The 23,030-nt window shown below is 69.0% G+C and carries 22 protein-coding genes; 17 read left to right on the forward strand and 5 right to left on the reverse strand.

Annotated elements, in window-relative coordinates:
* Positions 1-51: 51 nt before the first annotated feature.
* From ACNSN7_RS05470 to ACNSN7_RS05525, 12 genes are all read left to right on the forward strand, one after another.
* The gene (locus ACNSN7_RS05470) at positions 52-687 is read left to right on the forward strand and encodes a DUF7310 family coiled-coil domain-containing protein (protein WP_418281234.1); all 636 of its coding nucleotides are present in this window, start codon (positions 52-54) and stop codon (positions 685-687) included.
* Positions 688-690: 3 nt separating this feature from the next.
* Positions 691-1,239 (forward strand): DUF7311 family protein, encoded by a 549-nt coding sequence (locus tag ACNSN7_RS05475; RefSeq protein WP_418281236.1) that lies wholly within the window; start codon positions 691-693, stop codon positions 1,237-1,239.
* A gap of 56 nt (positions 1,240-1,295) precedes the next feature.
* Positions 1,296-3,188 (forward strand): ATPase, T2SS/T4P/T4SS family, encoded by a 1,893-nt coding sequence (locus tag ACNSN7_RS05480; RefSeq protein WP_418281238.1) that lies wholly within the window; start codon positions 1,296-1,298, stop codon positions 3,186-3,188.
* Positions 3,185-5,203, forward strand: coding sequence for a type II secretion system protein (locus tag ACNSN7_RS05485; protein ID WP_418281240.1), 2,019 nt, complete (start codon positions 3,185-3,187; stop codon positions 5,201-5,203). Before ACNSN7_RS05480 ends, ACNSN7_RS05485 begins: the two co-directional genes overlap by 4 nt.
* A 125-nt stretch (positions 5,204-5,328) precedes the next feature.
* Positions 5,329-5,811 (forward strand): DUF7283 family protein, encoded by a 483-nt coding sequence (locus tag ACNSN7_RS05490; RefSeq protein ID WP_418281242.1) that lies wholly within the window; start codon positions 5,329-5,331, stop codon positions 5,809-5,811.
* On the forward strand, positions 5,786-6,223 hold the full coding sequence (locus ACNSN7_RS05495) for a DUF7285 family protein (RefSeq protein ID WP_418281244.1): 438 nt from the start codon (positions 5,786-5,788) through the stop codon (positions 6,221-6,223). Before ACNSN7_RS05490 ends, ACNSN7_RS05495 begins: the two co-directional genes overlap by 26 nt.
* The gene (locus ACNSN7_RS05500) at positions 6,220-6,822 is read left to right on the forward strand and encodes a DUF7284 family protein (protein WP_418281246.1); all 603 of its coding nucleotides are present in this window, start codon (positions 6,220-6,222) and stop codon (positions 6,820-6,822) included. Before ACNSN7_RS05495 ends, ACNSN7_RS05500 begins: the two co-directional genes overlap by 4 nt.
* A 2-nt stretch (positions 6,823-6,824) precedes the next feature.
* Positions 6,825-10,025 (forward strand): DUF7286 family protein, encoded by a 3,201-nt coding sequence (locus ACNSN7_RS05505; protein WP_418281248.1) that lies wholly within the window; start codon positions 6,825-6,827, stop codon positions 10,023-10,025.
* A gap of 120 nt (positions 10,026-10,145) precedes the next feature.
* Positions 10,146-10,574 (forward strand): DUF5791 family protein, encoded by a 429-nt coding sequence (locus ACNSN7_RS05510; protein ID WP_418281250.1) that lies wholly within the window; start codon positions 10,146-10,148, stop codon positions 10,572-10,574.
* Entirely contained in the window at positions 10,571-11,473 is a 903-nt protein-coding gene (locus ACNSN7_RS05515) for an NAD-dependent epimerase/dehydratase family protein (protein ID WP_418281251.1), read from the forward strand. Before ACNSN7_RS05510 ends, ACNSN7_RS05515 begins: the two co-directional genes overlap by 4 nt.
* Positions 11,474-11,553: 80 nt before the next feature.
* Positions 11,554-12,729, forward strand: a complete 1,176-nt coding sequence (locus ACNSN7_RS05520; protein ID WP_418281252.1) for a DHH family phosphoesterase — start codon at positions 11,554-11,556, stop codon at positions 12,727-12,729.
* A gap of 97 nt (positions 12,730-12,826) precedes the next feature.
* Positions 12,827-12,958, forward strand: coding sequence for a hypothetical protein (locus ACNSN7_RS05525; protein WP_418281253.1), 132 nt, complete (start codon positions 12,827-12,829; stop codon positions 12,956-12,958).
* Between the two features lie 52 nt (positions 12,959-13,010).
* Here ACNSN7_RS05525 and pan1 read toward each other — a convergent pair whose 3' ends face one another.
* Positions 13,011-14,228, reverse strand: coding sequence for a proteasome-activating nucleotidase Pan1 (pan1, locus tag ACNSN7_RS05530; RefSeq protein ID WP_418281254.1), 1,218 nt, complete (start codon positions 14,226-14,228; stop codon positions 13,011-13,013).
* Positions 14,229-14,412: 184 nt separating this feature from the next.
* Here pan1 and ACNSN7_RS05535 point away from each other — a divergent pair, with 184 nt between their 5' ends.
* The 3 genes from ACNSN7_RS05535 to ACNSN7_RS05545 all read left to right on the forward strand — a co-directional run bounded on the left by ACNSN7_RS05535 (position 14,413) and on the right by ACNSN7_RS05545 (position 16,042).
* Entirely contained in the window at positions 14,413-14,676 is a 264-nt protein-coding gene (locus tag ACNSN7_RS05535; RefSeq protein WP_418281255.1) for a MarR family transcriptional regulator, read from the forward strand.
* A 75-nt stretch (positions 14,677-14,751) separates the two neighbouring features.
* Positions 14,752-15,348, forward strand: coding sequence for a ribonuclease HI (gene rnhA, locus ACNSN7_RS05540; RefSeq protein ID WP_418281257.1), 597 nt, complete (start codon positions 14,752-14,754; stop codon positions 15,346-15,348).
* On the forward strand, positions 15,335-16,042 hold the full coding sequence (locus ACNSN7_RS05545; protein ID WP_418281258.1) for a DUF7108 domain-containing protein: 708 nt from the start codon (positions 15,335-15,337) through the stop codon (positions 16,040-16,042). The genes rnhA and ACNSN7_RS05545 overlap by 14 nt, the downstream gene beginning before the upstream one ends.
* 221 nt (positions 16,043-16,263) lie before the next feature.
* Here the strand turns inward: ACNSN7_RS05545 and ACNSN7_RS05550 are convergent, their stop codons facing one another.
* Positions 16,264-16,617: a PadR family transcriptional regulator gene (locus ACNSN7_RS05550; protein WP_418281259.1), complete on the reverse strand. Its 354-nt coding sequence runs from the start codon at positions 16,615-16,617 to the stop codon at positions 16,264-16,266.
* 297 nt (positions 16,618-16,914) lie between these two features.
* Between ACNSN7_RS05550 and ACNSN7_RS05555 the strand changes: the two genes are divergently transcribed.
* Positions 16,915-17,448, forward strand: a complete 534-nt coding sequence (locus ACNSN7_RS05555) for an inorganic diphosphatase (RefSeq protein ID WP_418281261.1) — start codon at positions 16,915-16,917, stop codon at positions 17,446-17,448.
* A 341-nt stretch (positions 17,449-17,789) separates the two neighbouring features.
* On the opposite strand, the gene ACNSN7_RS05560 is transcribed toward ACNSN7_RS05555, so the two are convergent.
* Genes ACNSN7_RS05560 through ACNSN7_RS05570 form a run of 3 tightly spaced genes read right to left on the reverse strand, consistent with a single transcriptional unit; the run spans position 17,790 to position 20,029 of the window.
* Complete coding sequence (locus ACNSN7_RS05560) at positions 17,790-18,707, reverse strand: helix-turn-helix transcriptional regulator (RefSeq protein ID WP_418281262.1); 918 nt, start codon at positions 18,705-18,707, stop codon at positions 17,790-17,792.
* The gene (locus ACNSN7_RS05565) at positions 18,704-18,952 is read right to left on the reverse strand and encodes a hypothetical protein (protein WP_418281263.1); all 249 of its coding nucleotides are present in this window, start codon (positions 18,950-18,952) and stop codon (positions 18,704-18,706) included. The genes ACNSN7_RS05560 and ACNSN7_RS05565 overlap by 4 nt, the downstream gene beginning before the upstream one ends.
* A 60-nt stretch (positions 18,953-19,012) precedes the next feature.
* A complete protein-coding gene (locus tag ACNSN7_RS05570; RefSeq protein WP_418281265.1) occupies positions 19,013-20,029 on the reverse strand; it encodes an aldo/keto reductase in 1,017 nt (338 codons plus the stop codon).
* Positions 20,030-20,255: 226 nt separating this feature from the next.
* Between ACNSN7_RS05570 and ACNSN7_RS05575 the strand changes: the two genes are divergently transcribed.
* Positions 20,256-22,913 (forward strand): DNA topoisomerase I, encoded by a 2,658-nt coding sequence (locus ACNSN7_RS05575; protein WP_418281266.1) that lies wholly within the window; start codon positions 20,256-20,258, stop codon positions 22,911-22,913.
* The last annotated feature ends 117 nt before the right edge of the window (positions 22,914-23,030 follow it).

The following is a 23,030-nucleotide window of genomic DNA, read 5'->3' on the forward strand; positions in this document are numbered from 1 at the left end:
CTATATGCTTTCCCCGACGGTTTAAGTCGGATGCCGCGGGGAACCCGTTCCATGTCCGACGACGCTTCCGAGACCCTATCCGACCGGACCGACACGCCGACAGACGCCGACCGGATCCACGAGCGCCTTCGAGCGGTCGAGCGCGCGCTGACCGGCGACGATCGACCGGCCGCGGACCTGAGTGACGACGCGACCGCCGCCGCGGAGCGGGAGGCGCTCGACGATCGGTTGTCCGATATCGAAGCGCGGGTCGAGGAACTCGAAGCGGCGACGCAGGCGCTCCGCGGCTACGTCGGTTCGATCCGTGCGGTCAACCGAGAGGTCGAGCGACGTGCCGACCTCGCACTCGCGACGGCCACTGACGCTCGGGGGGACGGCGGACATGCCCCCGTCGGCGACGGCGGACACTCGCTCGACGGCGACGGCGGACACTCGCACGATGACGGCGGATTCGATCGTGGCCGTGACACCACGTCGGAGGGCGATCCAGCCGTTGTCGCGGCGGTCCCCGACGGCCGAGCGAACGGAACGGAGTCGGAGATCGACGACCTGTGTGTGGGTTCCATCGGCAGCGTTTCTGAGAGTCCAGCGCCGGACTCCCGGACCGACGATACGGATGATCGCTCCGCATCGAAGGGCGATGGTGCCGACCGAGACGTGATCGCACGGCTCCGGGAGGTCCTGTAGTCGGTGATCCGCGTCGTGTTGACGGTGCTCGTCGCCGTCGCGCTCCTCGGGACCGCGCTCCCCGCACTCGACGACGCACGAACGACGACGACGATCGACCGACTCGATACGCAGGGCGATCGGCTCGAGCGCGCCGTATCGACGGTTGCGGCCGATTCGGTCGCTGTCGACGATCCGACGCTCGCCGCGCGGGCGACGGTCACGGTCCGAGCACCGACCGGGGTCACGGCCGCGCGCATCGACCGGTTGGCCCTCGGTGATCCCTCGGCGATCCTCGATGGACGGGCCCGAACCGTCGACGGAGCGAGAGAACCGGCGGACGACACACGAAGACGGACGATCCGCGACGGAGGCCTCCCCGACGTCGCGCTCGTCTATCGGCTCGCTGATGGGCCGTCGCGCGTCGTCTCGCTGGACCCGTCGACGAACGCTGCCTCGCTCCGCGTCGTCGACGGACCGATCGAGCTCCGAACGAACGGCAGGAGCCGGATCCAACTCCGGCTCGTCGCGGAGGACGGCGCTCCGACCGTTCGAGCCGTCCGCGTTCGATGATCGGAGCGGAACGATCGAGCCGATCATTTATATACGATATCGCGGCCACCCGTCCTATGAGCCTCGATCTCCCGTCGATCGCACGCCTCGGCGACGACGAGGACGGCTGCGGCTGTACGACGACGTTCCGAGAGCCGGTGGGGACGGGCGTCGACGATCGCGTCGTGCTCGCAGTCGACGCGAACGACTGTCCGAACGGCGGCGACCTCGCCGTCAGTCCCGACTGCCGTGCGACCGTCATCGGGACGCTCACCGACCGCGACGCCGACGTGGTCCGGACGACGTGTTCCGGTCGCGAACGGGCGTACACGGGCAGGGCGGCGGCACTGCTCACCGCGGCCGGTCGGTTCCGGGAACGGGTCCGGTTCCACGAGGAACGGCTCGCGGAGCGCGTTCTCCGGGATCCGCTCGGTGCCGGTCGCGAGGCGACCGGTCGTGCCGGACCGCCGAGTCGTATCGCGGCCGAGACCGGGCTCGCAGAGCTCGCTGCCGGGGCGGTCGACGAGACCGACGCGCTCAGAGCCCACGTGGGGCCGACCGTCGCCGCGACGCGCGTCGCGACGGAGCCGCCGGCCAGCGCGTCGCTCGTCGATCGGTGGGAGATCGAGACGGGTGCGACCGTTCGGCTCTACGACGGGGAGTCACCCCTGCGGACGTATCACCTCACTCCGCCGACGGCACGACTCGATCCGGTTGCGTTCGGGACGCTCGCTGCCGCACGGGACCATCTCCTCTCGCACCCCAGCGGCGGCGAACGCGCACCCGGCCGCGCCGTGCGATCGGTGGCGAGCGACGGCGATCCGGTCGCCGAGCTCTCGGAGGCGCTCCGGCGACACACCCGCGGCCACGGCGTCTTCGAACACGTATTCGCCGACGACCGGGTGAGCGACGCCACGCTGTCGGCACCGGTCACGGAGAACCCGCTTCGCGTCGTCGTCGACGGCGAGCGATGTCGCACGAACGTCCGGCTCCCGCCGGAGGGCGCGGCCACGCTCGCGTCCCGCCTTCGTCGAACGAGCGGCCGGGGATTCTCCCGCGCGAGCCCGACGCTCGACGCGACCATCGACTCGCCGTCCGGACGGGTCCGAGTCGCCGCGGCGACGACGCCCGCGAGCGACGGACTTTCCTTTACGTTCCGCCGTGGCGACCCGGAGGCGTGGACGCTCGCGCGACTCGTCGACGTCGGAACGATATCTCCGGCGGCGGCCGGGATACTCTCCGTCGCCGTTGAGCGCGGCGTCACCGGGCTCGTCGCCGGCGGTCGGGGAGCGGGTAAGACGACCGCGCTCGGCTCGCTGCTCTGGGAGCTCGACGCACGAACCCGAACGATCCTCATCGAGGACACGCCCGAACTCCCGGCTGACGCGCTCGCCGCCGCCGACCGTGACGTCCAGCGGCTTCGCGTGGGGAACGGTGCGGAGCCGTCTCCGAGCGAGGCGGTCCGAACCGCGCTTCGGCTGGGCGGGGGCGCGCTCGTCGTCGGCGAGGTTCGGGGCGAGGAGGCGGCGGCGCTGTACGAGGCGATGCGCGTCGGTGCCGCCGGCGAGACGGTGCTCGGGACGATCCACGGCGAGGACCCCGAGGCGGTTCGCGAGCGGGTCGTCGCCGACCTCGGCGTCTCCGAGTCGTCGTTCGCGGCGACCGACCTGATCGTCGTCCTCGACGACCACGAGGTCCGCACGATCGCCGAGGTGGTCGATCACGGTGAGGAACCAACCGACGGCGGGCACGCGATCGCGTTCGCTCCCCTGTTCGAACGGACCGCAGAGGGGCTCGCTTCCACCGGGCTGATCGATCGCGGGGAAAGTCGTCTCGTTGACGACCTCGCCCGGCCAGAGGAGTCGTACGCGGCGGTCCGTTCCGCCGCGAACCGTCGGGCCGATCGCGTTCGCGACGCAGCGGAATCGGGGCGGATCGATCCGGATCGGTACGACGCGGAGGGTCGATGAGCGGCGACTCCGCGGTTGGCGACCGGATGAGTTCTGCGGTTGGCAATGTACGCGATCTCGCGATCGCCCGAACTGGCGGTACGGACGAGAGAACTGGCGGTACGGACGAGAGAACGGGAGGTGCGAACGATGGTGGGGCCTCCGTCCCGAATCGCCCCGCGGCCTCGGTCGCCCCGGCTGGCCCAGCGGATCCGAACGATACGGCTCCGGACGACGTCGACGAACTCCGGCGTGCGCTGTCGTTTCTCGGGTGGGGCGTTCCCCGTGATCGGATCGTCGAGACGGGATATCGTGCGGGAGTCGCCGTCGGGCTCGTCTTCGCCCTCCCCGTTTCGCTCGTCGTCGGTTTGGTTCCGGGGCTCCTCGCGGGTCTCCTTTCGGGGCTCGCGGCGACGCACGCCGTTCACCGTGGTCCGGTGTGGCTCGCCACGCTCCGTCGGACGCGTGCGCTCGGAGCGGCACCCGGACTGGTCGGTCGATTAGTGTTGCGGATGCGACTCGACCCGTCGACCGAGCGCGCGGTCAGATTCGCGTCTCGAACCGGACGGGGGGCGCTGGCGAGGGGGCTCGCCCGACACGAACGACGATGTGCTGACGGTCCGACGAGCGGACTCAGGGCGTTCACTCGCGAGTGGCGACCGTGGTTTCCGGCGCTTGACCGCGCGACTGCACTCGTTCGGACGGCGGCGACCGCCCCACCCGAGCGACGTGGACGGTGTCTGGACCGGGCGCTCGATGCGGTCCTGTCGGGGACGACCGACCGACTCGCGGCGTTCGTCGGCGAGGTTCGTGGCCCGGTATCCGCGCTGTACGCGTTCGGCGTGTTGTTGCCGCTGGCACTGATCGCGCTGTTGCCCGCGGCCGCCGCGTCCGGCGTTCCGATCGACGGGACCGTCATCGCCGTCGTTTATCTCTTCGTTCTCCCCGGCGGACTGCTCGCGGCGTCCGCGTGGCTGCTCTCCCGACGCCCGGTCGCGTTCCCCCCTCCGTCGATCGACGCCGATCATCCCGACGTTCCGTGCCGGTGGCCACACGCGGTCGCTGCCGGCCTCGCTTCGGGTGTCGCTTCCGCGGTCACCGCCGGCTGGCTCGTCACGCCGTGGAGCGCTCCGGTAGCCGGGGTCGGCGTCGGGGTCGGGACGGCGCTGCTCGTCGTCGCGTCCCCACGCCGACAGGTTCTCTCCGAGGTTCGCGCGGTCGAGCGGGACCTCCCGGACGCGATGACGGTCATCGGTGGCGACGTCGCGGAGGGCGTCGCCGTCGAACGAGCCGTCGCGAACGCGGGCGAACGGCTCGACGGAGCGACCGGGACGGTGTTCACCCGTGCGGCCCGCCGGAGCGACACGCTCCGCGTCGGCGTCCGGAACGCGTTCATGGGGGACGGCGGACCGGTCACGACGGTTCCGTCGCCGCGGGTCCGCGGTGCGGTCGCGCTGCTCGCCGTCGCCGCTCGCGAGGGGCGACCCGCGGGGGACGTGCTGTTGGATCTCGCCGATCAGCTCGAACGGCTCCGCGAACTGGAGCGGGACGCGCGTCGCCAACTGGCGACGGTGACGGGAACTCTGACGAACACCGCCGCGGTGTTCGCCCCGCTCGTCGGCGGTGCGACGGTCGCGCTCGCGACCGGGATCGACGCCGCGGGGGCGGTCGGTGCGGGGGGTCTCGACTCCGGTGCGGCCGGCATCGACGCGCTCGCCGGTGGCGGGTCGACAACGGACCCAGCCGCCGTCGATCCCTCCGTGACCGGAGAACGCGGCGGCCCCGGGGCCGACGCTCCGGGATCGGACCGTTCTCCTCCGGCCACGGACAGTGCGGTCGCCGGCCTCTCCGTCCCGGTCCTCGGGCGGATCGTGGGTGTGTACGTCCTCGTGCTTTCGACGATCCTCACCGGACTCGCGACCGGATTGGAACACGGGATCGACCGTACGCTCGTCGCGTACCGGATCGGGATCGCCCTCCCGACGGCGACGGCGACGTACCTCGTTTCGTTCGCCGGTGCGGGGCTGTTGCTGTGACCCGGCGAACGGTTGTCCCCGCCGTGCCCGAGTGACGGATCGGCCGTGGCCGGGCGATGGATCGGCCGTGGCCGGGCGATGGATCGGCCCATACTTTAAGTCGGATACCGGGACCACGCCGTCCCATGTTCGACGTTCCTATCGACGCCACGTACGCGTGGCTCGGCGTCGCGCTGGTGAGCGTCGCGACGGCCGGCGTCGCGGCCACGCTTCCGGCGTCGCCGCCGCCAGACGCGAGCGGAGTCGCACACACCATCGATTCGGTCGCCGATGGGGAGTATCCCGCCACCGCGGAGCACGGGTTGACCGCGGACCGGCTGCTGATCAGGACGGGGAGCGTCTCGCTTGCGGACGGCGGAGACGCCGCCCGATCGACGCTCCACGCACCCCGGATCACGCCCGTGCCGTCGACGGATCCCGTCGTCGACGCCCGGCTCCATCGCGTCCTCGATGGAGTCCCGCCCGACGTCGCCTTCGACGACCCCGAGTCGTTCTCCGCCGCGGCCGAACGTGCTCGGACGCGCGACCACGACTGGCATGCGGCTCCGAACAGGCTCACGATCAGACGGGTCCACTACGGTGATGTTCGTGTCACGCTCGTCGGGTGAGACCGCGCGGCTCGGTGCGTGCAACCGCGGAGCGGTCGAGCCGATCGCCGCGCTCGTCGCGCTCGTTGCCGTCGGGGCCGCCCTCGGACTCTACGCGGGTGCACTCGGCGATGCAGCCCCCGACAGGGAGCGGAACCTCGCGACGCCGACGCTCGACCGGGTCGAGCGTGCGGCCACCGTCGGCGGGGTCGTCGATCCCCGCCGCCTCTCGCACGCCGACCTCGGCTCGCTCCCCGCTGCGACGGTCGAACTGGAAACTCGACACGAGACCTGGCGGGTACGATTCGGTGAGCGCGCACCGACCGCCGACGCCCGGTCGTCGGGCGTCGACGTCGCGTCCCGTTCGGTCACGGTTCGGAGCAGCCCCGGTGAGAACGTTCGTGGAACGCTTCGCGTGGTGGTGCGTGGATGACGAGCACCGTCCTCGACGTCACGCTTATGCTGCTTTGTGTCTCCGCCAGCGTCGTCGCGCTCGGCGGCGTCGGAAGCGATCCGCTCGGCACCGGGAACACGGGGCCGGACGCGGACCGGATGTCGGACCGACTGACCACCGAGACCGCGACGGTGACGTACGATCCGCACGGCTCGGACGGTGAGTCCACGGTCCACGCGACGCTCGCGGAGCTGCTCGTGATGGCGATGTTCGACGACGTCGAACGCGGCGGAGAACGGAACACCGCGGAACCCGTCGGGTTCGCGTCGTCGGTGATGGCCGTCGTTTCGGACGCGTTCGGCCCGCGAACGCGGATCGACGGGCGGGCGGTGCGGACCGGCTCGAGCGATGAGCCCGATGGACACCGAAGCCGGATCGGCGGATCTCGGGACGATGTCGGCGAGCGCCGGCACGACGGCGACCCGACGACCGGCGCGGCTCGGACGGATTGGTCCGTTTCGGTCGGGACGGAACCGCCGCGAGGGGCGTCCGTCACCGCCACTATCGTGTCGACTCCGGTCCCCGAGTTCCTGACGAGCGACCATGAACGCGTTCGGTTCGTCGTCCGGGTGTGGTAACGATGCGCGTGACACGCGCTCGTCAGGGTCGGTCGTTCGTCGCGGACCGGCATGCACGCGTCCCGTTCGCGCTGATCGGCGTGTTGCTGCTCGTCGCCACCACCGCGTACGCGGCCGGAATCGCCGATCAGGGGCTCGTCGGTGAGGACCGGAGCGCCGAGCAGTCGATGGACCGGGTGGAGGCGGACACGACGGCGGCGCTCAAAAGCGCCGCCCGAGAGGCCGCACACGACGCGGCCGCCGAGCCGGTGACGAGTCGGCCTTCGGGATCCGGGGCGTCGACCGGACCGTTCCACGACGACGATGTCGTCGCCACCGACGCCGTCGGATCGGAGAACCCGTTCGAGGACGCGTTCCGGATCCGGCTCGCGATCGCCGGGTCGGAGGCGCTCTCGGCGGTCGATGCCGAGGTCGGCGACGTGACGGCGACCGCGTCGCTCCCGCCGGTGGCGGACCCAGACGATCTCGACGCCGCACGCGACCGAGTCACGGTCGAACCCGTCGAGAACGGTACGGCCACGCGCGTCACGTTCGAGGCGGTCACGACGCGAGCGGTCAGGGACGACCGCGTGGTCGCCGAGCGAACCCGCGATCGAACCGTCGTCGTCGCGGTTCCGACGCTCGCGGCCCACGAGCGGACGGAGCGCTTCGAGGAGCGTCTCGGTCGGGGTCCGGTCGAGGGTCCGGGGTTGGGCCGCCAGCTCACCGCGAGCCTCTATCCGATGACGTGGGCGCGAGGGTACGCGCAGTACGCGGGCGCACCCGTACAGAACGTCCTCGCGAACCGTCACGTCGAACTATCGACGAACGCCGGGATCGTTCGGACGCAGCGCGACGTGTTCGGGGCGGCCGATCCGGACGCACGCGGCGGCGTCGCCCGTGCGACCGCGGAGACCGGACTTGCGGATCTCCTCGCACCGACCGGCCTCGACGAGGAGGCGTGGAGTGAAACGGTTCTCGACGCGCCGGCATCGATCGACGACGGTGACGGCGACTCCGGCGGCGAAACCGAAGCGGCGTTCCCTGACGGGCCCAACACGGACGAGGACGCGTCCGTCGAGGTCGGTCACGCGGCCGACGTGGCCGCGACGGAAGTGTACGACGATCTCGAGGCGATCGCTCGCCCCGCGTACCGCGTTGAGGCGACCGCCGACGCGACGGCCACTCGAACGCGGTACGGCGGTCGGCTCCGCCCGTCGTCGCCCGGCTCCGACTGGGAACGGACGGACCGCTCGACCGACCGGTCGCTGTCGATCACCTCCGGCTCTGACCTGCAGAAGGTCACGCCTGCCGGACGCGTGGCTCCGGGAGAGCGCCTCTCGTTCGCCCGTGCGACCCGTGACGTCGCCGTCGAACGCTCCGCCGTGACGACGTGGGAACGCGAGACCGAGCGCGAGGTCGGAAACGAAACCGTCACTGAGACCGAGCGGACGACGACCTCGGCGAGCGCGGTCGATCGCTATCGCGTTCGCGTCTCCGTCTCCGGGAGCTACGCGCCGACGGACGCCGCGCCGGCGGGGCGAACGTTGACGTTCGGTTCGGGGGAGTTGACCGACGGCCCCGATCTCACCGACGTCCCGCCGGCGGTCCGCTCCGAGCTCGACGTCGCAAGCGCACGCGACGTGGACCGGATAGCTCGCGACGCGGTGAGCAACGGTGACGTCTCCCGGTCGACGGTCGCCGTCGGCGACCGTCCGGACGACCTGTCGGAGCGGATCGCGTCGGACGTCGACGATCTCCGGTCCGACGTCCGTCGGGTCGAGACGGAACTCGACATGGAGGCGGCGGCCACCGCGGACGCCGATCCGTACGGGGAACTGGCGGGCGACCTCCGCGATCGTCGCTCGACGCTCGTGGACGCCCCGCGGACGTACGACGGTGCGGCGGACCGCGCTCGGGTCGCCGCTCGCGACGCGTACCTCGATGCCGTTATCCGAGAGCTCGAACGCGCATCCGACGCCGAAACCGAGGCGAGCGACGGGATCGTCGATCGGGTCGAGGACGCGCTCGACGGACCGTCGGTCGGCGACGTCGTCGCCAGTCGTGAGGCGGCACGCGAGACCGAACCGTACGCGATCGGCGAGACGGGGCCGGGCGGATCGGTGACGTTCACGCCGGACGCGTCGCCGGGGTACCTGCCGCGGACGGCGGTTGAGGGTACTGCGATCGACGCGGTCGAGGGGACGACGACCCGACCGCTCGCGACGCGGAACCTCAACTACGTCACCGTACCGTACGGCGACGTCTCGAGCGGAATCGTCGACCGGGTCCTCGGAACCGAGGATACCGTTCGAGTAGAGATCGCAGGGCGCGCGCTTCTCGCTGCCGACGACGTGCTCGCCGACGGCGACGACGCCGACCTGCGAGCGGACCGGGACACGCTCGACGCCGAAGTCGACCGGTCGCTTCGGGCGATCGACCGGGAACTCGTCGACGCGCTCGCGGAGCGGACGTCGCTGTCCGAAGCCGATCGGCGCGACGTGGTGACGTCGACCACCGCGACGTACGACTCGAACGGGCGGCGTGCGGTCGCCGTCGGAGACGGGAGCTACGCCGATCGGGTCGCGGCGACGGCCGCCTCGACGGGATCGCTGTCGGACGGCGAGGAGGCACGGCTCGCCGCTCATCTCCGCGTTACGGTGCGGGACGCCGTCGGTCGGGACGCGGTTCGGATCCCCGCACGGTTCGTCGAGGGGCCGGTCGAGGGGGTGCGGAAAGCGGCCAGAGACCGGATCGAGGACGCGGTCGAGAGCGGTGCCGAGCGTGCCGGTGAGGAGGCGGCCGACCGCTGGGCCCCCGCACCCGCTCGGAGCGTCGGTGCCGGGCTGCCGGTCGTGCCGGTGCCGGGCTACTGGGTCGCGACGGTGAACGGCTGGCGCGTGGACGTCCGCGGCGAATACCCGAGGTTCGCGCTCCGGGCGGACGTCGGTCCGCCCGGTGAACGGTTCGAGTACGTTCGGACCGACGACGACGTTACCATCGAGGTCGGTGACGACCAGGTTCGACTCGGTACGACTGACCCCGTCCGGTTCGAGACGAGAACAGTCGTCGTCGTGGCGGTTCCCGCCGGCCCGCCCGGGGTCGGAGACGTCGACGGAACTCGGGACGAGACGTCCCCCGGCTGGCCGTGTCCCGGCGATGTCGACGCGGATCGGGACGGATCGGGGACCGAAGACGGTGAGGATCACGATGAGTGTTCGTGACGCTCCGCATGCGGTGTTGTCGCCCGCGATCGACGCGCTCGGGCGTCGGAGTCCAGCAGCCGGGATCGTCCGCGGGCGATCGACCGGAGGCGTTTTGCGAGCCGCGGCCCGATCGACTGTATGTTCCACGAGGCCGTTGGCGATGAGGACGTGGCGGTGGAGGCGGCGGCGCTGCTCTCGGCGTTCGAGACGATGCTGTCGGAGACCGTTTCCGAGAAGGGAGCGGGCCACGTGGTCGACGAGGCGCGGGTCGACGAACACGACGTCGAGGCGATCGCGAACGGTTCGGTCGGCGATCTCACGGTCGAGGAGGGTGCATCGGTGCTCGCGGTGGGGCGCGATCTCGACGCCGACGCGATCGTCTTCGAGCTTCGCGACCACCTACTTATGGGGATGACGACGGCGGTGCTCGACGTCGACACCATCGCTGGCGCGATCGATTCGGATCTCACCGGACAGGAGATCCAGCAGGCGATCGAGGGACGCGCCGCGATGACGGTCGCACAGCTCGCCGAGATCATGGCGGTCATCGAGCGTCGAAAGCGATGAGGGTCGTCGTCGTCGGCTGCGGCTACGTCGGTCTCGAACTCGCCCGTCAGCTTGCGGATCGCGAGCACGAAGTCGTCGGAGTCAGGCGCTCCGACGCCGGACTCGATGCGATCGAATCGATCGATGGGATCGCGGGGGCGGTGCGTGCGGACGCGACCGACCCCACGTCGCTGTCGGCGCTTCCGGACGCTGACGCGGTCGTCTTTGCGGCCAGCTCCGGCGGGAGGGGCGCGGACGCCGCTCGAGCAGTGTACGTCGACGGTCTCCGAAACGTCGTCGCGGAGTACGGGGGTCGTGCGTCACGTCCGGACCGGCTCGTGTACACCTCCTCGACTGGGGTGTACGGCGATCACGACGGCGCGTGGGTCGACGAGGAGACGCCGATCGATCCGACGACGGACAAGACGCGCGTCCTCGCCGAGGCGGAGCGGGTGGCGCTCTCGGACGCCGAGGCCGTCGGGATCGACGGGACGGTCGCACGGTTCGCCGGCCTGTACGGTCCGGATCGCTATCGGTTGGAGCGGTATCTCGATGGGCCGGTCACGGCCGGCTACCTCAACATGGTTCACCGTGACGACGCCGCGGGAGGGGTGCGACATCTGTTGGAAGCGGACCTCGCACGGGGTGAACCGGTGCTCGTGGTGGACGACGAGCCGGTCGAGAAACACGCGTTTGCCGACTGGCTCGCCGACGCGTGTGGCGTTCCCCGTCCCGAGAAGCGATCGACGGAGGAGCGGATCGCGGACGGCGACCTGTCGGCGGCGGCCCGCCGCCGGATCCGGACGAGCAAGCGGTGCTCGAACGACCGACTCCGGTCGCTCGGTTACGAGTTCGCGTACCCGACGTTCAGAGAGGGATACCGCGACGCTGTCCGCGCGTATCGGTCGATCCACCGATAGCGTCCCGTCCGATTCGGTCCTTTGTTCGCGGTCGGAATCTCCACGAAGCTTCTTGTGCCGTCAGTGACTTCGGGGGACGTATGGTGGTCCCAGCGGTAGCCGGGAACGGACTCTCCGAGGTGGAGGCGTTCGCCCGTGAGAATCCGGAGCTGACCGCCGCCGCAGTGCTGGCTGTGCTCGTCGCTCTGGCGAGTACGTACGCGTTCGTCCGTCTCCGTCGAGCGCCGGGCGTCCGGTTCCGCCGGGTGCTCGCGGATCTGGACGAGATCGCGGTGCTGATGCATCCGAATCCGGACCCGGATGCGATGGCGGCCGCGGTTGGGGTCGCCTCGCTGGCGGACCAGCTCGACGTCGACGCCACGATCCAGTTTCCCGGTCAGATCCGCCACCAGGAGAACCGGGCGTTCCGGACGGTACTTGACCTCGAACTCGATCGGATCGACCACGTGAGCGATCTGGCTGCCGGGTCGGTGGTGCTCGTCGATCACAACGAGCCTCGCGGGTTCGCAGGCGCGGACGGAGTGCTTCCGACGGTCGTCGTCGATCATCACCCGGGGGACGGTTCCGGTGGCGCGTTCACCGACGTCAGGACGGATTACGGTGCGACGGCGTCGATCGTCGCGGAGTACTTCCAGGACAACGACGCCGTCCCGGTACCGCCCGATAAACACGCCAGCGAGACGGACGGCGACTTCGCGCTGTCGACCGAGGCGGCGACGGGACTCCTGTACGGGATCCTCTCCGATACCAATCACCTGACCGTCGGTGCGAGCGAGTCGGACTTCGCCGCCGCCGCGTACGTGTACCCCGGCGTCGACCAGGACCGGCTGGACCGGATCGCGAATCCGGAGGTCGACGCGGAGGTGCTCGAAGTGAAAGCGCGAGCGATCGCGGGCAGACAGGTCGAGGGATCGTTCGCGGTCTCCGACGTGGGCGGCGTGAACAACGTCGACGCCATTCCGCAGGCGGCTGACGAGCTGATCCAACTGGAGGGCGTCAGCGCGGTCGTCGTCATCGGCGAGCGCGACGGAACCGTTCACCTGTCGGGACGCTCCCGCGACGACCGCGTCCACATGGGTAACGCGATCGAAGCGGTGTTAGCGGACGTCGACAACGGGGACGGCGGCGGCCACTCACGGATGGGCGGCGGGACGGTCAGGCCCGACGTCGACCCGAGCGGTGAGGCGGAGCGGGACGCGATCGACCGCGACGCGCTGGCTGACGGGCTGTTCCGTGCGATGGCCGGCGACGTGTGAGCGGGCGTCCACACCGTTCGTTCGGTCGTGCGTTCTCCGCGTCGACCGAGGCGATCTCAGTACCAACGTTTATGAATGATCCCTCGGAGATTCGAACATGAACACGAACGCGTTCGAGGGAAGCCAGTGGCGTGTGCTTGCGGGGGTCGGGATCGGCTACGGGATCGCAACCGCGCTGATCTTCGTCGTCCTGTTTCTGTTGCCGTATCTCGTGGTTCGCGCCCTCTGAAGCGAATAGAACGGTCGTTCCGGGCGAATAGAACGGTTCTCTCGTCGGCCGACTACGCGAACGCGAGCGAGTCGTCGCCGTCGAACTCCTCGTCCTGCTGGAGCTTCTCGTACGCTTCGAGGAGGTCGTCCATCGTCACCTCGATGCGGTCGTCGCGGATGGCGAACATCCCGGCCTCGGTACAGACCGCCTTGATGTCCGCGCCGGAAGCGTCGACGGCGGCCTCGGCGAGCTCGTCGAAGTCGACGTCGTCCGCGAGGTTCATCTTCCGCGTGTGGATCCGGAAGATTATCTCGCGGCCGACGGTGTCGGGCTTGGGCACCTCGATGAGTCGGTCGAACCGTCCGGGACGGAGGATCGCCGGATCGAGCATGTCGAAACGGTTGGTCGCGGCGATGATCCGGACCTCGCCGCGGTCGTCGAAGCCGTCCATCTCCGAGAGCAACTGCATCATCGTCCGCTGGACCTCCGCGTCGCCGGACGTCTTCGAGTCCGTCCGCTTCGAGGCGATGGCGTCGATCTCGTCGATGAACAGGACCGCGGGCTGATTCTCGCGGGCGACCTCGAACAGGTCGCGGACGAGCTTCGCTCCTTCGCCGATGAACTTGTGGACCAGCTCGGAGCCGGCCATCTTGATGAACGTGGCGTCCGTCTCGTTGGCGACCGCCTTCGCCAGCATCGTCTTGCCGGTCCCCGGCGGGCCGTATAACAGGACGCCGCTGGGCGGCTGAATACCGACGTCGTCGAACATCTCGGGGCGTTCGAGCGGCAGCTCGACGGTCTCGCGGACCTCCTGCATCTGGTCTTCGAGGCCGCCGATGTCGGCGTAGGTCACGTCCGGGGAGTGTTCGACCTGCATCACGCGGGCGCGAACGTCGGTCTCCTTCTCGAGTTTCTTGACGACCGACAGCGAGTTGTTGACCGCGACCCGGTCGTCGGGCGCGAGGTCGTCCCGCATCTCCGCGGTGACCTCGGTGAGCGCCTCCTGGTTGTTGCCGTGCTGTTTGATCACTGCACCGTCGTTGGTTAGCTCCTGTACGGTCGCCACGAACAGCGGCGACTGTTTGAGCTTCTTGTTCTCGTGGGTGAGTCGTTCGAGCTTCTGTTGGTACTTGTTGTTCTCCGCGTTCGCGTCGAGGAGCTTGTCGCGCATCTCCTCGTTTTGCGATTCGAGAACCTCGAGCCGCTCCTGTAACGTCTCGATCTTCTCCTGTCTCGACGCCGACCCCTCTTCATACGGCATATCGACGTCGTCGACCGTGTCACTCATTGAGCGCTTTTAGGCGCGTCGCGGATAAGAGGCTTCGGGTGGGGGCGTTCGTCGCTCGCACCGCCTCGAGCCCGCCGCCGACCCGTCGCGCGGTGCTCGCCGCCGGATCCGTTTCTGTATGTCTCATGGTAATCAGACTGTATAGTAAATATTATCTGCTAGCATGACAGAGAGGTGGATACACATGAGCACGACAGAGGCGGTCGCCGCCGACGAGGACGTCACGGACCGCTGGGAACACGTTCGAGATCTCCCTCCGAGCGCGAAGCTCGTCGCGAAGGTACTCGACTACAACGACACCCTGACGCAAAGCGAACTCGCCGAGGAGACGCTGTTGCCCCCGCGTACCGTTCGATACGCGCTGTCGCGGCTGGAGGAGGAGGACGTCGTCGACGCCCGGTTTTCCTTCGCCGACGCCCGCAAACGGATCTACTCGCTGTCGGTCTGACTCGATCGCGTCTCTCCCGGACCCCGCACCGCCGGACGGACAGCCATTTCTACCGCCGGCACGGAGTTTCGACGAATGCCGACGATCGAGTGTGACCCGGCCATCGCGCGCGAGCGTCTCTCCGAGGCGGGCGTCCGGATCGAGCCGGGCAACACCGACCACGAGCGCTGGCGCGCCGAGCGGGACGGAGCGGTCGCCGTCGCCTACGACGAGAAGGTCGTCGTTCAGGGACGCGACCCCACGCGTCTGACCAATCTCCTCGCGGAGAGCGGGGGGCGAGCACACGTCTACTTCGACGGGGCGAGCCGCGGGAATCCGGGCCCCGCCTCCGTCGGTTGGTGTCTCGTTACCAGCGACGGCGTCGTCGCGGAGGGGAGCGAGCGGATCGGGACGACGACCAACAACAAAGCGGAGTACGCGGCGCTGATCCGCGCGCTGGAGGCGGCAGACGAGTACGGCTTCGACGAGATCGACGTCCGCGGCGACTCCGAGCTGATCGTCAAGCAGGTCCGCGGCGAGTGGAACGCCAACGATCCGGGACTCCGCGAGAAGCGCGTTCGCGTTCGGGAGCTGTTGGAACGGTTCGACCGCTGGTCGCTCGCACACGTTCCGCGGGAGATAAACGCGCGCGCCGACGAACTCGCGAACGAGGCACTCGATGAGCGACAATAACGACGCCGAGGAGCCGCCGGAGTGGGCGAAACGACGGGCACGAGAGCTCGCGAACGCGACGGTCGACGGAGACGAAACGACGGACGACGGGAATAACGGACCGGACGCGGACGAGGCGGACGCCGACCGAGTCCCGGACGTTCCCGTCGACGCGGTCGACGAGGCGGAGCGGCTCACTCGCCTCGCGCGCGAGGCGGCCGATCCCGACGAGACGGAGCACTACCGCGAGCGCCGCGATTCGCTCGCGGACGATTACGGGTACACGCCCAGGGTTCGAGACGAGGACGACACCCTCGTGTTGTACCCGGACGAGTGGGTCGAGGACGGGACGGTCCGGTTCGACCGGATCGAGGACACCGACCGTGCAGTCGAGGTGTCGCTGTCGGGGCCCGGGGACGCCGATCGCTACCGAGCGGTCGCCGCGTACAACGACGCGGTCGTCGACGAGGTCGCCGAGATCGCTCCCAAGGCGGACGTCGAGACGCACGCGGCGACCGCCCGGAGCTTCGCGGCGTTCATGAGCAACCACTACGTCCGGACGGTCGACGACGCGTCGCCCGACGTGCTCGCGGAGTTCCGCGAGGAGTACTTCCCCCGGAACGGGTGGCCGACCGACGAGCAGCGGGCGCTCCTCGATCGCTCGCTCGACCTCGTCGAGACCGCGGCAGCCGAGGTCGACGACCTCGACTCGTGAGGTGGGACCGTTCGCGAGCGGTGGGCGAGGGCACCGTGCCGATCAATCGACGTCTCCCACTCCGGTGCGGTCTCCGCCGATACTCCGATCGGGCCTCCCGCCCCGGTTGGGCCTCTCGCTCCGGTGACGCCTCTCGGCGTGAAGCGTGCGCGGCGGGAGCCGCGCCGTGTGCCAGAACCGTGTCGTTCGTCGAGCGATTCGATGACTGAGACGGGACCGCCTTACTCGTCGAGGAGCTCGCGGACCTCGTCTGCACGCTCCTCGTTGGTGACGAATCGGTTGAGTACCCACTCGACCTGCCCGAGGACGGTGTCGTGGCCCGACTCGGTGAGCTCGTACTGGTTCGTTCGCTTGTCGAGCTCGCTCTTCTCGACGAAACCCATCTCGACGAGGTCGTCGAGGTTCGGGTACAGACGACCGTGGTTCACCTCGGAGTCGTAGTACGCCTCGAGCTCGCGTTTGATCGCGAGGCCGTACATGGGCTCTTCCGAGAGGATGGTCAGGATGTTCTGCTGGAACGCCGTCAGGTCGCGCGCCGCGTTCGATACCTCCGCAACTGATTGTGCCTCTGACATAGTCGCCGAAAAGTTGCCCGGCCATATAACCTTTCTCAACGTTCTCGGTGTTTTGGGTCCCTCATCGAGCGGACATTGTCCGGACAGTCGCTCGGATCCGCGCGGTGTGTCGAACATCTAGTAGTACCACGTGACGGTCCACGATATCGATCTGACGGTGGGACCGACTCGAATCCGATCGATCGTCGACGGATATCCGACACGCCGTCGGAACCGAACCGGAGAGTCCGGCGGAGCGCCCGTCGCGACGCCGCGACCCGAAAGGATTTTCACCGCCTTCGCCGGATTCACGACCACATGACGAACCTCTGGGAGGACCTGGAAACGGGTCCGGACGCCCCCGACGAGATCTACGCGGTCGTCGAGTGTCTGAAGGGCGAACGCAACAAGTACGAGTACGACAAGGACATCCCCGCGGTCGTGTTGGATCGCGTCCTTCACTCGAACGTCCACTACCCGTACGACTACGGCTTCATCCCGCAGTCGTACTACGACGACGACGACCCGTTCGACGTGATGGTGCTCGTCGAGGACCAGACGTTCCCCGGCTGTGTCGTCGAGGCCCGCCCCGTCGCGCTGATGAAGATGGACGACGACGGCGAACAGGACGACAAGGTGATCGCGGTCCCATCCGAGGACCCACGATTCGACCACATCGAGGATCTCGAGGACGTCCCGAAGCAGATCCGCGACGAGATTGACGAGTTCTTCTCGACGTACAAGAACCTCGAGGAGGGCAAGGAGGTCGAAACCCTCGGGTGGGAGGACAAGGCAGCCGCGAAAGCGGCGATCGAACACGCACAGGACCTGTACGCCGAGCAGTTCGAGTAGTCGGCGACGATCGGTTTCGTGCCGATGGTTCGAGGTGCCGGACGCGTCGGTTCGAGGTGCCGGACGCGTCGGTTCGAGGTGCCGGACGCATCGCACGGGCGTGTGAGATGCGCCCGAGTGTGAGATGCGCCCGATGACGACGTATACGCGACGAGCATACGTCACCGTCCGCGCCATGCGTTATGCACATGGGTAATTTTTAGGAGAGGGACCCCGTACTATCGATCGACCATGTCAGCACGCACACCGTCCGTCGGCATCGAACACCTGACCGTCGTGCCGACGAACTTCGAGCCCGCCCGGTGCGAGGACGAGGACGAGGACCCCGACGCTGACCAGTCTTAACTCGGTTCGTTCCGTTCGACGACGTCCGACAGGTCGACGACGTCCGACAGGGGGACGGCGCTCGCGCGGAGCTCCGCGTATCGGTCGTCGACCCAGTCGAGAATCTCGGGCTCCGACGACTCGAACACGCAGCGAGGGCTGTTCCGCTCGTCGTGAGCGACCACACAGGCGACGTCGTCGTCTCGAAACAGGCCGTACTCTATCGGCTCCGGCGCGACGTACACGGCGGCGTCGTCGTCCGCCAGTGCACGATCGGTTTCGGGTCCGAAGTCGGCGACGGACGCCTCGACGACGTCGCCGTCGACGATCAACTCGATCCGCGCGCCGTCGTCGAGCGTCTCCGCGGCGGCCTCGTTGTATCGCTGGGTCACGATCGGCGAGACCGACCGGATCTCGTCGCTATCGCTGGCACGGAGGAGGTCGACCACGCGGTCGACGGCCGCCAGCGGGTCGCGGTCGTCGGCGACGGTGAGTGCTCCCGATTCCAGCCCCTCGACCGGGAACTCATCGTCGAGGCGTTCGACCTCGGCGATGAACGACCCGTACCGCTCCGCGCAGTCGACCGCCGTGAGCAGGTCCTCGTAGGCGTCGTGAACCCGCCGTCCGGACGACGTGACGTGGTACGCCCCGTCGCGTTTGATCACCCAGTTTCGGTCGCGGAACCCGGCGAGGATCCGCTGGACGGTCGTCCGAGTCGCGTCGACGGCGTCGGTCAGTGCCGCCGGTCGGCGAGGCTCCGTGCGCAGCGCACGGAGGATGGCGACGCGTGCCGGCGATCCGGCGAGGTACTGTGCGCCGGCGTGTCCGGCGTGTCCGCTGTCTCCACCGTGTCCGGCGTGTCCGGCGTGTCCGCTGCCTCCACCGTGTCCGGCGTCGTCCACCGGTCGCCGGCGCTCGCGCTCCTCGCGGGTCACGGTCGGTAGGTGAACGTCACGACCGTTCCGATGGTGTCGTCGCCCGCGATCGTCTCCGTCGTCACCGTGAGTCCGAAGACGTTCTCCTCGCCGACCGCCTCGTCGACGATCGCGCGAAGCGCCTCCGGATCCGCGCCCTCCTGGCGGATCGGTATCCGGACCTGCTGACGGTTGACGCTCACGTCGCCGAGGTCGTAGTCGGTGTGCTCGAACGCCTCACTGAGTGCGGCTTCGACGTCGCTCATGGCCTCTGTTCGGAGCCGCCCGTATAATAAACTGCAGGCCATGCTCGGGGATCGGGCGACTCAGTGACCCCACCGACGACCGGACTCGTCGTACCGGGCGTCGGTGATCCGATCGTGTTGCTCGCGGCTCATCGACAGCTCGGCGGCCCCGACGTTCTCCTCGAGCTGGCCGACGGTTCGCGCGCCGACGATCGGAACGCAGGTGAACCCCCGCTGGTCCATGAGCCAGCGCAACGCGACCTGTGCGGGCGTCGCGTCCAACTCGTCGGCGACCGTCCGGACCTCGTCGAGCACCTTCCAGCCGCGCTCGGAGAGATAGAACCGCTCGAACCGCTCGTCGAAGCTGGCTCGGGAGCCGTCGGGTGCTCGAACCGACTTCGGATCGTCGGGATCCGCACGGCTGTACTTCCCTGTCAGGAACCCGCCGGCGAGCGGCGAGTACGGACAGACCGCGAGCTCCTGGTCGGCGGCCACCGAGAGGTACTCCTCGACGTCCTCGTAGTAGCCGGCGTGAAACAGCGGCTGCGTCACCTCGAACCGCTCGTAGTCGTTGACGTCGGACTGCCAGAGCGCCTTCGTGAGCTGCCAGGCCGCCATCGTCGACGCCCCGAGGTAGTTCACCTTTCCGTCGTCGACGAGCCGGTCGAGGGTCGCCAGTGTCTCCTCGATCGGCGTCTCCTCGTCCCAGCGGTGGATGTAGTATATATCGAGGTAGTCGGTGCCGAGCCGGTCGAGCGTCCCGTCGATCTGGTTCCGGACGTGGGTCCGAGAGAGTCCCGACCCGTTGGGGTTGTCGTCGTCGAACCCGAAGTACACCTTCGAGGCGAGCACGTACTCGCTCCGGTCGCGCTCGGCGAGCCAGCTCCCGATGTACGACTCGCTCGTTCCGTTGGGGTCGCCGTACACGTTCGCGGTGTCGATGAAGTTGCCGCCGTGGTCGGCGAACGCGTCGAGCAGCTCGTGTGCCTGCCTCTCGTCGGTTTCGAGCACGCCGCCCGTTTGCCGGCCGAACCGCCACGTCCCGAAACAGAGCTCCGATACCCTCGTTCCCGTCGAGCCGAGCCGTCTGTCGTCCATACTCGTGTGGAGCCGGCGACTCCCTAAAAGTGTAGCTCCGGTCGGACACGCCGGACCGTCGGCGATCGGTCTCCTCCGGTCCACGGGCGTCGGATCCGTCCGCCCTTCAGAATGGCTCACAGGCGTCGGATCCGTCCGGCTCTTCGGAATGGCCCACACCCGCGCATGCGTGCGAAAAGACGGTGTCACGAAAGGTTTAGGCCGGCCAACGGCGTACCCAGCGCCAATGAGTCGGGGGCCGGAGCTTATCATCACCGAGAAGGACAACGCCGCGAGGCGGATCGCCGACATCCTCAGCGGCGAGTCCGCGACGTCGGAGCGGATGAACGACGTCAACGTGTACAAGTGGGGTGGGAAGCGCTGTATCGGGCTGTCGGGCCACGTCGTCGGCGTCGACTTCCCCGCGGAGTACAACGACTGGCGTGACGTCGAACCGGTCGAGCTCATCGACGCCCCCGTGACCAAGCAGCCGACACAGGAGGGGATCGTGGCCGCGCTCCGACGGCTCGCACGTAACGCATCCCGGATCGTCATCGCGACCGACTACGACCGCGAGGGCGAGCTCATCGGCAAGGAGGCGTACGAGCTCGTTCGCGAGGTGAACGAGGACGCCCCGATAGGGCGGGTCCGCTTCTCGTCGATCACCGAAAACGAGGTCCGCGAGGCGTTCGCGGAGCCCGACGAGCTCGACTTCGATCTGGCGGCCGCGGGCGAGGCTCGACAGGTGATCGATCTGACGTGGGGGGCGGCGCTCACGCGGTTCCTCTCCCTGTCGGCCCGGCAACTCGGCGAGGACTTCATCTCCGTCGGCCGGGTACAGGGGCCGACGCTGAAGCTGATCGTCGACCGCGAACGCGAGATACAGGCGTTCGATCCGGAGGACTACTGGGAGCTGTCCGGCGAGCTGTGTAAGGCGGGGGGCGACCCGTTCGAGGCGAGCTACTTCTACCTGAACGACGCGGGCAACGAGGCGGAACGCGTCTGGGACGGATCGGTCGCCGAGACGCTCACCGAGGCGCTCGGGGCCGCGGCGGGCGCGACCGTCGACGACGTCACCCGTCGGACGCAGACGGACGAGCCGCCCACCCCGTTCAACACGACCGCCTTCATCCGCGCGGCGGGGTCGCTCGGCTACTCCGCCCAGCGCGCCATGTCGCTCGCGGAGGACCTGTACACCGCCGGCTACGCCACGTACCCTCGGACGGACAACACGGTGTACCCCGACGACCTCGACCCCCGCGAACTGATCGAGGCGCTCGGGACGGCCGGGACGTTCTCCGAGGACGCCGCTGTGCTGCTCGAACGCGACGAGATCGAGCCCACGGAGGGTGACGAGGAGACGACCGACCACCCGCCGATCCATCCGACCGGCGAGCTCCCGTCCGCCTCGGACCTGTCCGACGACGAGTGGAAGGTGTACGAGCTGATCGTCCGCCACTTCTTTGCGACCTGTGCGGAGCCGGCGACGTGGGAGCGGCTCAAGGTCGTCGCGCTGGCGAACGGCGAGGCGACCGAGATCGCCGCGACGGCCGACCCGATCGCCGCGCTCCGGGATCCGGACGCGACCGAGGGAACGCCCGAACTGGCTGCCGACGGCGGGCTCCGTTTGAAAGCGAACGGGAAGCGGCTGCTGGAGGCGGGCTACCACGACGTGTACCCCTACCGCTCCAGCGACGAACGGATCGTCCCGGACGTCGAGGTCGGCGAGACGCTCGCGCTCGGCGATCGCCGCACCGACGCCAAGGAGACCCAGCCGCCGCGGCGGTACGGCCAGTCGCGGCTCATCGAGGAGATGGAGTCGCGCGGCGTTGGGACGAAGGCGACGCGCCACCGGACCTTAGAGAAGCTGTACGACCGCGGCTACATCGAGAGCGACCCGCCGCGCCCGACCCGGCTGGCGGAGGCGGTCGTCGAGGCCGCAGAGGAGTTCGCCGACCACGTCGTGAGCGAGGAGATGACCTCCCAGCTCGAACGCGACATGCAGGCCATCGCGGCCGGCGAGAAGGCGTACGACGAGGTCACTGCGGAGTCCCGCGAGCTGCTCGAACGCGTGTTCGAGGACCTCACGGAGTCCCGCGAGGAGATCGGCGATCACCTCCAGAAATCGCTGAAGGCGGACAAGACGCTCGGGCCGTGTCCGGAGTGCGGCTCGGATCTGCTCGTTCGAAAGTCGCGGTACGGCTCGTACTTCGTCGGCTGTGACGGCTACCCGGACTGTGAGTACACGCTCCCGCTGCCGTCGACCGGCAAGCCGCTGATCCTCGATGAGACCTGTGAGACGCACGACCTCCACCACGTGAAGATGCTCGCCGGCCGGAAGACGTTCGTCCACGGCTGTCCGGGCTGTAAGGCGGACGAGGCCGACGAGGCCGACGACGAAGTGATCGGGGCGTGTCCCGAGTGTGGGACGGGTGCGGCGTCACCGCACGGCGGAGACGGAGACGGAGGCGACGGCGGGGACGAGGAGACGACCGAAGCGGGCGGAGAGCTGGCTATCAAACAGCTCCGATCCGGCTCTCGGCTCGTCGGCTGTACCCGATATCCGGACTGTGACTACTCGCTCCCGCTCCCCCGTCGTGGCGAGATCGAGGTGACCGACGAGCGCTGTGCGGAACACGACCTCCCGCACCTGCTCGTCCACTCCGGCGACGAACCGTGGGAGCTCGGCTGTCCGATCTGCAACTATCGCGAGTACCAGGCCAGACAGGAGGGTTCGGAGCTGCAGGCGGTCGACGGGATCGGCGAGAAAACGGCCGAGAAGCTCCAGGGCGCGGGGATCGACGGCGTCGACGAGCTCAAATCGGCCGATCCTGACGAGCTCGCCGCCGACGTCGAGGGCATCGGCCCTGACACCGTCCGCGACTGGCAGGCGAACGCTGACTGAGCCGCCTGCACCGCCTGAGCCGCCTGCGCCGCCTGCACCGCCTGCGCCGCCTGCACCGCCTGCACCGCCTGCGCCGCCTGCGCCGCCTGCACCGCCTGTACCGCCTGCACCGCCTGA

Origin of the sequence: Halorubrum rarum, from assembly GCF_048380895.1 — an archaeon.
GTDB lineage: Archaea > Halobacteriota > Halobacteria > Halobacteriales > Haloferacaceae > Halorubrum.

Coding starts and splice junctions, on each gene's coding strand:
- ACNSN7_RS05470 (WP_418281234.1), top strand. CDS start 52: ATGTCCGACGACGCTTCCGAGACCCTATCCGACCGGACCGACACGCCG.
- ACNSN7_RS05480 (WP_418281238.1), top strand. CDS start 1,296: ATGAGCCTCGATCTCCCGTCGATCGCACGCCTCGGCGACGACGAGGAC.
- ACNSN7_RS05485 (WP_418281240.1), top strand. CDS start 3,185: ATGAGCGGCGACTCCGCGGTTGGCGACCGGATGAGTTCTGCGGTTGGC.
- ACNSN7_RS05490 (WP_418281242.1), top strand. CDS start 5,329: ATGTTCGACGTTCCTATCGACGCCACGTACGCGTGGCTCGGCGTCGCG.
- ACNSN7_RS05495 (WP_418281244.1), top strand. CDS start 5,786: ATGTTCGTGTCACGCTCGTCGGGTGAGACCGCGCGGCTCGGTGCGTGC.
- ACNSN7_RS05500 (WP_418281246.1), top strand. CDS start 6,220: ATGACGAGCACCGTCCTCGACGTCACGCTTATGCTGCTTTGTGTCTCC.
- ACNSN7_RS05505 (WP_418281248.1), top strand. CDS start 6,825: ATGCGCGTGACACGCGCTCGTCAGGGTCGGTCGTTCGTCGCGGACCGG.
- ACNSN7_RS05510 (WP_418281250.1), top strand. CDS start 10,146: ATGTTCCACGAGGCCGTTGGCGATGAGGACGTGGCGGTGGAGGCGGCG.
- ACNSN7_RS05515 (WP_418281251.1), top strand. CDS start 10,571: ATGAGGGTCGTCGTCGTCGGCTGCGGCTACGTCGGTCTCGAACTCGCC.
- ACNSN7_RS05520 (WP_418281252.1), top strand. CDS start 11,554: ATGGTGGTCCCAGCGGTAGCCGGGAACGGACTCTCCGAGGTGGAGGCG.
- ACNSN7_RS05525 (WP_418281253.1), top strand. CDS start 12,827: ATGAACACGAACGCGTTCGAGGGAAGCCAGTGGCGTGTGCTTGCGGGG.
- pan1 (WP_418281254.1), bottom strand. CDS start 14,228: ATGAGTGACACGGTCGACGACGTCGATATGCCGTATGAAGAGGGGTCG.
- ACNSN7_RS05535 (WP_418281255.1), top strand. CDS start 14,413: ATGAGCACGACAGAGGCGGTCGCCGCCGACGAGGACGTCACGGACCGC.
- rnhA (WP_418281257.1), top strand. CDS start 14,752: ATGCCGACGATCGAGTGTGACCCGGCCATCGCGCGCGAGCGTCTCTCC.
- ACNSN7_RS05545 (WP_418281258.1), top strand. CDS start 15,335: ATGAGCGACAATAACGACGCCGAGGAGCCGCCGGAGTGGGCGAAACGA.
- ACNSN7_RS05550 (WP_418281259.1), bottom strand. CDS start 16,617: ATGTCAGAGGCACAATCAGTTGCGGAGGTATCGAACGCGGCGCGCGAC.
- ACNSN7_RS05555 (WP_418281261.1), top strand. CDS start 16,915: ATGACGAACCTCTGGGAGGACCTGGAAACGGGTCCGGACGCCCCCGAC.
- ACNSN7_RS05565 (WP_418281263.1), bottom strand. CDS start 18,952: ATGAGCGACGTCGAAGCCGCACTCAGTGAGGCGTTCGAGCACACCGAC.
- ACNSN7_RS05570 (WP_418281265.1), bottom strand. CDS start 20,029: ATGGACGACAGACGGCTCGGCTCGACGGGAACGAGGGTATCGGAGCTC.
- ACNSN7_RS05575 (WP_418281266.1), top strand. CDS start 20,256: ATGAGTCGGGGGCCGGAGCTTATCATCACCGAGAAGGACAACGCCGCG.